6 protein-coding genes and 2 pseudogenes are annotated in these 9,838 nt (G+C 27.0%); 3 read left to right on the forward strand and 5 right to left on the reverse strand.

Annotated features, from left to right (window positions below):
- Positions 1 to 60 precede the first annotated feature (60 nt).
- The 3 genes and pseudogenes from QIA00_RS05245 to QIA00_RS05255 form a co-directional block, all read right to left on the reverse strand.
- Entirely contained in the window at positions 61 to 1,128 is a 1,068-nt protein-coding gene (locus tag QIA00_RS05245) for a hypothetical protein (RefSeq protein WP_421114488.1), read from the reverse strand.
- Between the two features lie 3,647 nt (positions 1,129 to 4,775).
- Positions 4,776 to 5,489: an OspD family protein gene (locus tag QIA00_RS05250; protein ID WP_421114489.1), complete on the reverse strand. Its 714-nt coding sequence runs from the start codon at positions 5,487 to 5,489 to the stop codon at positions 4,776 to 4,778.
- Positions 5,490 to 5,890: 401 nt separating this feature from the next.
- Positions 5,891 to 6,177: pseudogene (locus QIA00_RS05255) on the reverse strand (helix-turn-helix domain-containing protein); the annotation flags it as partial.
- A 496-nt stretch (positions 6,178 to 6,673) separates the two neighbouring features.
- Here QIA00_RS05255 and QIA00_RS05260 point away from each other — a divergent pair.
- Together QIA00_RS05260 and QIA00_RS05265 are read left to right on the forward strand one after the other, a co-directional pair.
- Positions 6,674 to 6,997, forward strand: a pseudogene (locus QIA00_RS05260) (P12 family lipoprotein).
- Between the two features lie 53 nt (positions 6,998 to 7,050).
- A complete protein-coding gene (locus tag QIA00_RS05265; protein ID WP_421114493.1) occupies positions 7,051 to 7,233 on the forward strand; it encodes a P12 family lipoprotein in 183 nt (60 codons plus the stop codon).
- A 649-nt stretch (positions 7,234 to 7,882) separates the two neighbouring features.
- Here the strand turns inward: QIA00_RS05265 and QIA00_RS05270 are convergent.
- Both QIA00_RS05270 and QIA00_RS05275 read right to left on the reverse strand, forming a co-directional pair.
- Positions 7,883 to 7,969, reverse strand: coding sequence for a hypothetical protein (locus QIA00_RS05270; RefSeq protein WP_421114494.1), 87 nt, complete (start codon positions 7,967 to 7,969; stop codon positions 7,883 to 7,885).
- A 285-nt stretch (positions 7,970 to 8,254) separates the two neighbouring features.
- Positions 8,255 to 8,434 (reverse strand): variable large family protein, encoded by a 180-nt coding sequence (locus QIA00_RS05275; protein WP_421114495.1) that lies wholly within the window; start codon positions 8,432 to 8,434, stop codon positions 8,255 to 8,257.
- A gap of 137 nt (positions 8,435 to 8,571) precedes the next feature.
- On the opposite strand from QIA00_RS05275, the gene QIA00_RS05280 reads away from it, so the two are divergent.
- Positions 8,572 to 9,300, forward strand: coding sequence for a complement regulator-acquiring protein (locus tag QIA00_RS05280; RefSeq protein ID WP_421114490.1), 729 nt, complete (start codon positions 8,572 to 8,574; stop codon positions 9,298 to 9,300).
- The last annotated feature ends 538 nt before the right edge of the window (positions 9,301 to 9,838 follow it).

Here is a 9,838-nt window from a genome sequence, read left to right on the forward strand (position 1 = left end):
AAGCTTAATAGAAATGCTTAAGAATATTCTCTATATTTTCTCAGTTATTACAGTTATTATTTATTTATCTTTATTTTTAGGCTTAACTGCAGTATAAGTAGCTCTTAGCTTCTCAATGGCAGCAATCATTTTGTCTACCTCCGCACCTTTTTCCTTATTAGCAAACATTTTGGCTCTTTGAAATCTATTCTCATTATCAAAAGCTATGCCTGCAATAGCACCTACAATAACATCAACAGCATGGTCTCCTTTATTGCCATTAGCATACTTTTCAGCAGCCTCCTTAAATTCATTAACAGCTGTAATAAATTCGGCAGAAGATAACCTAGATACTATAACGGCAAAAGCATTGGCATAGGCTACACTAGCTGTTTCTATGGTCTTTTCAGAAACAGAAAGAACATCTTTAACTGTTTTTAGATTATCTAAATTTTTCTTCTTTTTCTCCTCGCCAGCTTTTTTAGTCTCTACATAATTGTTTTCTTTTTCTATGTTATTTTCAGCTTCTTTAGCCCTTTTTATAACTTCCTTATATTTATTAATTGCACTATTCAAAGTGTTATCGTCATAACCAGTTGCAGCTTGCTTTAGCATTTTGTTAAGTTTAGAATACTCTTTATCTAGTTGATTGTTCTCTAGGTTGGTAAGGGCTTGGCTACGCCTTGCAGAAGGGCCTTCACTAAAACATTCAATACCATAATCAGCACAACCAGAATAAGTGGCAATAGTATTATAAGAACGTGTATATTTGTTATAAATAGAATCTAGCGTTCCTTGATATTTTATAGTTTTTCCAAAAAAGGTCTTAAGCTTATCCATATCTTCTTCGTTTAATTTGCCAGTAGTATTTTCTTGGTCGTATTTACTAACACTAGAATCAGGATCATCAGCAAGCATAAGTTTGCTATTAGCATGATCTGTAACTTGAGCCAAAGCAACTTTACTATTAGTAGTATCACCTTTTTTGTTTCCGTCTTGTTCTAAAATGACTGAACCTATATTGTCAATACCCAAAGTAGCACCACTTAAAGATGTGTTTTTTTTATTTGTATCATCACTTCCATAGAATTTACACGATACAAACATTGTTGTTACTAATATTAAAATAAACGTATTGCCTTTTATCATTTTTTTTTATTCTCTCCTTTAATTTATTTATTAAGTTTAAGTAAATAAATTAAAGTGATATTATATATCAAATATATTATATCTTTTTATCCTGTATAAGGAAAGTAAAATATTGATTTTTAATAGTTGTTTTATTGAAGCGCAAATAGTACGAGTGTTTGTGTCTATTTTTTACCTAATATATACGTAAGATAAGCTGAGAATTAATATATATATCATATATGATTTAAAAAAACCATGATGATTGAGAGGTAAGGGAGTAGTTTTGATAAGTTGATTCTAGTGATTCATTAAGTAAGACAAACATAAAGTGATTAAATTGGTTAGTTTGTTTAGATGTGGGGCTTTTTAAAGAGTTTTGTAGCTTATATCTTCTTTTTTGATAGTATTTTAGTTAAATTTATATGGCAATAATGGGCTTCTTAGGGCATTAGTATTAATTTTAAATAGGGTGTGAAAGTATGTGAGAGGAGAGAGAATTTGATAAAGATTAAGGTAGAACAATTAAGGAGAATAAGCAAAAGGATAGCAGTGGATGAAATTAAATTTAAATTTACATTAATATTTAATATTATTTGCTTTATATTCAAATTGAGCTACTTGTCTATTATGAGCAGTAGAAATTAGGCTTAGTTTGAATATTTGTAAAATCTTTGTAAATAGAGAGCTACAGAGTAAAACAAAAAAGCATGTCTTAAGGGATGTTTTTATACTTAAACTATGGTTTTAATTAAAATTTATAATATAAGCAAAAGGAGATGTTAAGGGAGAGTATTTAGAGAGATAGAAATTATTTTAGGTCAAAACTTATGCGGGGGAGTACTAAGGGTTAAGTTTTGGATAATTAATTGGGGACTAAGTGGTAAAATAAATATTTTTTTATTCTTAAGAGTAGAGAAATTTTTTGCTTATGGCAAGATCAAGGAATTGTTTTAAATGTCTTATAGTAATTTTTTTTAAATTTATAAGTTAAGAAGATAGAAGATAAATTAAAAGTAAAATAAGACTTTTGAAAAGTTTAATTTGAAATTGAAAATCAAGTTAAGGATCTAAAGTACTAAGAAAATTCTTCAATGAGTTGAGCAGATATGGTGGAATAGTTATTTAAACTCTTTTTTGGGGGTATTTTAGAAGTGGTTTAGAGGCCTGTTTATTTATAATGATGAAAATTAAGCTATAAAGATGAAAATATAGAATAATAAATTTCATTTTTGATATGGTCTTGGAAAGCAAAATTACAACATATTAAGTCAAAATCATTAGTCAATAAAGTACTATCTACTAGTTATACACGCTCTTTGAGATTCTTTTAACCAAGAATTAAAATAAAAAAGAGCAAATTTCTAGTTGATTAATAAAGCCCAGGGGTTTATTGGATATTGTTTGTCGAAATATGACTAAGTTAATTAATAGTTTCTTAGAATTGATTATTATGGCTTTCATTAATTCATATTATAAGTCTATAATGGACAATAATATATTAGATTTTTTTCCGATATCTTTGTCTATGCTAGAAAGTAGTTTTAATTAAGCCTTAAAATCTTTATACGAGACGCAGAAGATACCTGATGGACATGATTAGTGATATCTAGACTTATCATATGTTTTTTACCGCATATCATTAGTTTGATTGTTTTTTAGATGGGAATTAATAGTTTTAAGTGCATAGAAATATATAATTTAAAATATAAAATAAATTCAGGAGTATAAAATGGAAAAAACAAAATAAAAAAGAGATCTTCTTTAAATGCTAGATTTGAAGATTTTATTGATAAAAGTCAAAATTTAAATAGTATATAGCAAAATAATATAGCACTAACCTATATTCAAATCTTCTTAGTTCATTAAAGAAACTTAAATGATATTTTAGAGGGAAAAACATTTTCACACATAAGTCCAAGAGGGATTTATTGGTGAGCATATGAAGCTTAAAAAGCTATAGAATTTTAGATGGTGTAATTTTAAAGACCTCAGTTTTCTTTATTATATAAGAATGAGACAAATATCTTTATAGCTTATCTTTTTAACAGATATAAAAGCAATTCTATTATTGCTAGAATAAATTTTATCCAGTGTAATTTGTGGTGGTGTCTTTTGTTGTGGACTATATTAAACGCTTTTAGATAAAGCTGAACGGACTTTAGTTAATAACTACGATCCTTTTAAAAACAATAATAAAAGTATAGACTCATCTAATAAGGTCGATAATGATTCTTTTGATTATATAGAAGATAATAACAGAAGCGTCCTTAAGGTTAGAAGTGTAGGTAGAGCGAGGGAAAGAGTGATGGATAAGGCAATAGGTTAGAAGTAAAGATGAGTGAAGATGAAAACAAAAAGCTTTAGTTCATGAGTGTACTAGCTCATGATCAACATGGTAATTATAACCTTTCTAAGCAAGCTAATAAAGAATCTGTGGATTCTAAAGTTATTATTAAAAAGCCCAATATTCTTTAACAAGAACAGTTAATAGATTGCAGATAGAAGAGAGATACAACCAAGTCTTGACAATATACAAAATTAAACCTAAAAAGCTAGCTCTGATTTAGATAAAGTTATAAAAGTATCTGGGGATAATAAACTTAAAAGAAGAATTATTACCCAGTTTGCAAGAATTCATTATTGAGGTTTATAGCAGCTGCGTTTCTGCTAATTTTGTTTACAAGATGCATTGTGGTCGTCAAAAATAGCTAAAGATTATCTCGCAGATGCAAAGGATAGAGCAGAAGGGGTATTAAGAAAAAGCATTATATTGCAGGGCATAACGATCATTGCCATACCGGGATAAATGATGTTAAAGTGGTAATGAAGCGGGCTAAAAATATGCTTAATAAGCATAAACAAAAAATATTAACTACAAGATGGGTCAAGTAAAATTAGACTTTGATAAATTAAAAAGGATATATGACACTTTTAAAAGTTTAGACTCTAGGTAGTAAAATGAAGTCGTAAAAAATAATAGTTCCTTTTGCAAAGTTTATTATAAGAGAACATTTACTGCATTTTTACTTTTGTAGCACAGATATAAAAACAATCCTATTGCTGGGAATAAATATTCCTAATACCCAGTAAAATGGAAATATTAAACTCTTAACTGGTTTATTAAGTTAATTTTACTTTCGTTATTTTTATAGAAAGTTCAATTCTTGCTATTTCCATCTTTTTATCTAATTTTTTATTCCATTTCAAAATTCATCTTTAACCCCCAATAATTTGCTTTTCAAGCATACTTATTCGAGTTTCTAGATTCTCATTATTAGAATCTAAATTACGAAGTAATGTGTACTCTGCAGCATCTTATGGAAAATCCTTATCAAGATGGCGATATTAAAAAATAAAAATTCTTTTTGGTTCACTCTTGATATTGCTTATCTCAATACCAATCCATTATGTGTTTCATTTATCTACTTATTAAGTAAATATTCAATAATAAGCGTATATGCCTTTTAAATACAAGATAATAGTAAGTATTGTATAAAAATAAAAACACCATTATTAATTTCTTTTTATTACAAAAATAAAAACAGAGTTAAATGTATATTTCCCTGTAGATTTCGTTTTTAATTAAAGATTTAATTAGAGAAGGAAGGATAAGCTAGCACAAATTGTTTTTCCTTTATCCTTCCATCTTTTATTTATTAATTTATTTAAGTATTTAACAAGGCTACAACTTCTTGCGCTATTTCCTTTACATTCTTAGCTATTTGTAATACTAACTCTGCCACTTCTTTTATATCCGCAAGCTTTGTATTGTTCGCAGTTTCTGTCTTTATTTTATCCAATGTCTCTTTGATTGTATTTTCTACATCAATTAACTTATCTTTTGCTTTTAATATGGCTTTCCAAGCTATTTCTACAGCCTCTTTAGCTTGTTTTATTTCAGCAGAATCATAATAGTCGGATTCTGATTCTGATATTTTTTGTTGCTCTTTATATAGTTTTTGCATGTCTTGTTCTGCTGCTTTAGCAAGGTCATATGCTTCTTTTGCAACATTAGAGGCAAGTATTGCTTTATCACTAGAATCCTTTATTTTTTCTAAATCTATTTCTGCCATTTGAGCTAAATCATGCATATTTTTTGTTGCACCTTTTACCTGATCTGCAGCAGATGAAATTAAATTAACCGCATTTATAACCGCTTCTACAACTTTATTTGCCTCATTTGATGCATTTAAATTATCTGTTGTATTTTTGGCTTCTTTTATTGAATTTGTAGTTTCCCCTAATAATTGATTTAATTCACTTAATATATCCTGTTTTTTTGATTCGTATTTTGATGATAATTCTTGTTTATCATGAACGCAAGATATTGAGAGCAATAAAAATAAACTTAACAGTAGCATTTTTATTAATTTTTTCACATTTACACTCCTTAAACATAATGTTTTAAATTATATTTTAATATCAATATATTTTAATATCAATATATTTTAATATCAATATATTTTAATATCAATATATTTTAATATCAATATATTTTAATATCAATATATTTTAATATCAATATATTTTAATATCAATTGTCTAACTTTCTATTTATCTTGGCTAACTTAAGTCCAAGAAAACAATGGTGAGTATACTGAAAAGATGTTTAGTGATGTTAAAAACAAACAAAAAAATTTAACTTTTATAGAGAATTGTTTTTAATTTGCAGCGTTATCTCTAAGCTATGTGAAAAGCTATTAGATATAGCTAGCAAGCTTTACCTAATAACTGTATTTCCTATATTATTTATTTATCATCAGCATCTTTTTCTACTACTAATTCTATTTACCTTTTTAATTTTTTTAAAAAAAATTATTATACGCAGAGTTTAAGTCAAGTTGGACATTACAAAGAGCTAAGCTATCAATTTTTTAAAAAATAGAAATTCTTCTTTATATTTACTTGGATGGGTAATAAGACTTTTTTTATTTTTTATAATAATCTTTCTTATCATTTAACATTTTGTTATGCGAAAATCTTACACATCCAAATACTTTTGAAAAATATTTTTTTTTGATTATCGTTAGAATATATTCTGTGCTTATAAGCTTTATTAATGCTCATATATTCTATTAATTTATAATATTTGTTTAGAGCTTATATGTCACAGAAGCTACCCTTTAATAGTCATCGCGTATATTCAATTAATTATCGCCTAGTATTAGTTTAGTTACTAAATATAGGCATAAATGCATATATACATTGTTAACAACGATAGGATTGATATCTTGCAATATAGACTCTAAATTGCCCACAATAAAGAGCAAAAAAATAACAATGATCTAAAATAAGCTTTGGGTAGTAGTGTTCAAGAAAATGCTCTTAATAATTTATATGATAATCAAGAAGAAAAAAGGGGTTTTAAAAATTTTGAGGAATTGAAAGATGAGAGTTTAATTGCTCTCCCGCAGAATCCTTAGCGTTCATCATAGTGCCTACTGTAGGGAATGTAGAACCTGTAGAGTCTCTCCTGTAGGGCCTGCGGTGTCTTTAGAAATATCTGATAATATAAGGTTAGTATACCACAACCATTTTAATTGAGCATAATCAAAAAAAAGAGATAAAAAAAGATGATTTTTTACCTTTTACCAAAGAAGAAAAGAAAGCAGATAAAGCAATTAAAAATATAGAGAATCTTATTAGAGATTCTGGATTTCTCTAGTTAATTGAAAGTGTATGTTCACTTAAACATGAATATACTTTAATAAGAAATGATTTTTATAATGTGATAACTAAAATTAGGAATAAAAGAACATCATTAATAAAAAATGATCATAACAATATAAATAAAATAAAGGAGCTAGCACAATTGCAAAATAATTTAAAGATAGGAGACGAACTTGATGAAATTATAATTACATTGATATTGCAGAACAATAGATAAGATCTTCAGCTTTCATTTTTAATGAAGCTAAGGAAAGTTTAAAAGAAAGCATTATTAAAAGATTGGAAAGTGAAAATAGGGTAGCATCACAATTATCTAGACAGGCTTTAAATAAAGCAGAAGGTGCTTTAAAGAGCTTAGAGGCTTCTTCTTTTAAAAAAGGTTTAGCAATGGGGAGAAAGAGGATTATAAAAGAACTGATTAAAAATGCAAAAACTGTTTTAAGTAAGTCTTAAAATGGATAAGAAAATATTTAAATATATTTAGATTAGAGCTTTCTTTAAAATAAGGCTCTTTTATATTAGTAATCATTCATAGAATTATACCAAGATATATTCTTTTTTTATTGATTTGCTCATCAACATTATAGAAATAGTTATACTTCTAGCCTTACGTCTTTTTAGGTAAAAATAAAATTTAGGTTCTATTTGAATTAAGAAAAATTCGGTTTCTAAGAATATCGCAGCTTTCTTTCTCTGTTATCTGTAAAGCTGTTAAATATTTCTGTTTATTTTTTATCAAAATAAATAATATAAGTTATTAACATTAAAATTTTTTGTTAGACTTTTTTCTTTTATTAATTCATTTTTTCTTTCTTTTATAGTTATTAACTAAATACAAAACTGATTTTAGGAAAGCCTATTTGTAAGTGCTCGTAGAATATATTCCGATAAATATTTTAGTAAAGAATCGTGCAAATATAACCGAAGCAAGGAGCTATTTCTGTAATTTTTGAATTCGAAATAGTATTAATATTTTTTTATTTTCATTGATAAGCTTAAGAAGAGAGTATTAATGTTAACATGCTTTTCCTAGGCAAATTGATTTTTAATAACTTTTTTAAACGATAGCTGGAATCCGTTTATTCTGATGTCAAAATTGGGTTCAAAACCACAAGCTTAATGCCGAGTCTTTTTTAAGGTTTGCATTGTATCTATTTGCAAATTTAAAGCTAATAATAATTCTAATTATGTAGGATTATTAATCGCGAGCCCTACTATTCCTACTAATGCTAAGCCGATTGTTTCTTTTGGCAAGTTTTTTGGCGGTATGCTTCCGGTAATGTGTCCAGTTTCCACAAATATTCCTCTAAGTATCCGAGATGATCCAAGCAATGCACTACCGTAAATATAATCCTCTTGGGTTGGGCAAAAGATCCTGTTCCTAAAGTCAAAGGGGCATTTAAAATTAATGGTATCATATTTATTCCAACCTTTATGCCAAACCAAACCAAACCGAAGCGGGCTTTTTCTTGCTTCATGGCAAGTTTTCAATAATTACACCAACGGAGTGTTTTGATACGCTTGTCAATATTACCAAAGTTTTGGTGACTCCAATTTTAATAGCAGTTTTAACGGTGTCATTCTCTTCACTGTTAACAGTAAGCTGGCCATCTTTAGCCATTTCTCTCAAAACAATTGCTGTAGCAATAATTATCGGATTGCTAACATTAAAAAACTAAAAATATTATAAAATATCTAAAAATAAAAATATTCTTATTATTATTTCATTAATTTATACTAATTATTTAATTATATTATTATTGCATTATATTATAGTTAAGGAGAATATCTATGAAATACCATATAATCGTAAGTATATTTGTTTTTCTATTTTTAAATGCTTGCAATCAAGATTCTAACACTAATCAAAATAATTCTAACAAGGAATTAAAAACAGAAAGAATTCCTAATAAACAAATACAAAATACGCTACTTGATGATTTAAAAAATTTAATAGAAACAGCTAACACAGATAAAAAAAAATATGAAAAAAAATTAAAAGAAGAACCTTCAAACCAATATGGAATGTCAATTTTCAAAGAAATTTATTGGGTAGCATCATATGAAACGGTAGCAGATAATACTGAGCGATCTAAAAACTATAGAAAATTCATTTATGCTACTTTAAATTCTATTAATACCAATAAATTAGCGAATCTTTCAAATATTTTAATTCGATCAAAACAAAAAACCCTCCTATTTGGCACCTTTTGCAACTTTGGAAGCACTTTTGATACAGTTATTAATCACCTATCTCTTAAAAAAGATACTCTAAATACACTGGCCGTTTCAAATTTAAAAAAGCTTAAAAATTCGTTTGAAAAATTATTATCTATAAAAACAGATATCTCAAAAATGTTAGAACAGCTTTTATTAGATTATAAAGATTATATAAATTCTACAAGAACAGATGTTGATAAGCTTGAATCTTATTTAACGGAACTTTACAAGCAAATTGCAAAAAAAAGTTTCCAAGCAACAGGGCTGAAAAATAACATATTATCAATAAGCAACCTTTAAAGTCATGTTATTGGAATTGATGTTATGTAAAAACCTATCCTTTTTATAAAGGATAGGTTTAATAGTGGGTTATTCTTTCTAAATCTAATATTATAGAAAGAGTAATTCACCGGAAGCTTAATAAAACCTAAATTAAAATCTGCTTAACACAGCAAAGTAATTCAAATGATATTTTATAGAAAAACTAATCTACAAGCTCAAAATCTAATAACTTGCGCTAATGCTTAATTATCAAAACTTTATTATTAGGGGCAATAATATGAAAAAACTTTTCACATTATTATTAATTTTAATTTGACAATACAAATCTTTACAACACAAGATAAATAAGATAGTGTTGGAAAAGTTTTTGGCTGCTATATTGCAGCCGCAATAATATGAAATATAAAAGCGAAAAAGTATCTGCATGGGTATCAATATAATTTACGTTTCCTTGGGAATTTTTCAATTAGCACTAATTATTAATTTATTAATGCCAGTTAGTTTCGATTGATTTGGCTTTTAGTTTAATCTTTTGTATACTATTAGATACTATTTA

The organism is Borreliella americana, assembly GCF_032595795.2.
Classification (GTDB): domain Bacteria; phylum Spirochaetota; class Spirochaetia; order Borreliales; family Borreliaceae; genus Borreliella; species Borreliella americana.

Coding starts and splice junctions, on each gene's coding strand:
- QIA00_RS05245 (WP_421114488.1), bottom strand. CDS start 1,128: ATGATAAAAGGCAATACGTTTATTTTAATATTAGTAACAACAATGTTT.
- QIA00_RS05280 (WP_421114490.1), top strand. CDS start 8,572: ATGAAATACCATATAATCGTAAGTATATTTGTTTTTCTATTTTTAAAT.